This is a genomic window from Synechococcus sp. OH2 (genome assembly GCF_047462155.1).
Classification (GTDB): Bacteria; Cyanobacteriota; Cyanobacteriia; order Thermostichales; family Thermostichaceae; genus Thermostichus.
The window spans coordinates 1-515 of sequence record NZ_JANSIR010000114.1; the positions used below are offsets into that span (position 1 = coordinate 1).

The window sequence follows — 515 nt, forward strand, 5'->3', positions numbered from 1 at the left end:
CTCCTTCCTCTTAAAACCTGTACCCTATTTTAAATTAACAGGCTGTATTTCTTCTGTACAGCAGGGAATGCTAGCGCTGAGGCGATCCAAGACAACGACCCGCACATTGGTGAGCGGCTAAAGCTGCTCTAAGGCTTTTCCGCCCCGCATTACTCGCGTCAGCGGCGCGGAGCGCTGAGTACGGGGCTACCAAGCTACTCTGCGGTGTGGTGACCCACCAGCGCCACCAGTTCCTGGAAGCGGCTTACCCGCATCGGCAAAAGGACGCGATCCCCCCTTCGGCTGGGTAGTACACCAGGCCCCCTTGGTTGGTGGAGCGGGGTTCGAGGCGCTCGACATCGGCCCAGCGGATCTGCCACTCCTGGCGCAGCCAAGGCGGGGTAGGTGGCTTCCCTACCCACCTCGTCCACCTGAACCTGCTGGCTCAGGGATCCCAGCAGCAGCCCCCAGCCCACCAGCAGCGCCGCCCTTAACGTAAGGTGCGGAATTCCCCACCGTATAGACGGTGGGGATGG

Annotated in this window: 1 protein-coding gene; it reads right to left on the reverse strand. The window is 61.4% G+C overall.

Annotation, left to right across the window (positions count from 1 at the left end; genetic code table 11):
- Nucleotides 1-194: 194 nt before the first annotated feature.
- The coding region (locus NW835_RS12120) for a hypothetical protein (RefSeq protein WP_414415416.1) at nucleotides 195-515 on the reverse strand (321 nt) is incomplete at its 5' end.